We start from the raw sequence: 491 nt of genomic DNA, 5'->3' as shown, positions 1-491 counted from the left end.
CGGAACGTTCGTTGGTGTTCGTCACACAACGTCGATGGACACCGGGGACGCCCCTTACCCGCGGCTCCGACCGCCGTCCCGCTTTGGGGTGAAATCAGTACCCGCATAATCCTCCGTATGCGGGACGTCATCCCGCTAGCCGAAGCACCGTCCAAAGCCCGCGGCATGAGTGTCTAGCGGCCCGTATCCATGCCTTCTACGCAGGTCGGTGTGTGTTTCGTGGCTCATGGCCGACCCGATGGCGGTAAGGGATGCTCAAAACGCGATCGTGAAACGGCCGTCGCCGAGTTTGCGCAGCCAGCCGCGATCGGCGAGCTTGTTCAGCTTCCCGCGCAGCGGCTCCAGCTTGCCCCGCACCTCCACAGGCAGGCCGAGTCTCCCGCCGACCTCCTTGACCTTCACCGGCCCGGCCGCCTCGCGCACGATGGCCAAGATCCGCTGGTAGTCCGGCGGGAGCGCCTCGGTATCGAGGTCGCCGACACGGGCCGGGA

Annotated in this window: 1 pseudogene; it reads right to left on the bottom strand. The window is 66.2% G+C overall.

The features are described from left to right. Window positions 1–255 precede the first annotated feature (255 nt). Window positions 256–491 (bottom strand): annotated as a pseudogene (locus tag IZR01_RS49560) (hypothetical protein); the annotation flags it as partial.

Origin of the sequence: Catenulispora pinisilvae, from assembly GCF_015356865.1 — a bacterium.
GTDB lineage: Bacteria > Actinomycetota > Actinomycetes > Streptomycetales > Catenulisporaceae > Catenulispora > Catenulispora pinisilvae.
Note: the sequence above shows the minus strand (reverse complement) of the source record. Positions and strands in the feature narration are given on the sequence as shown.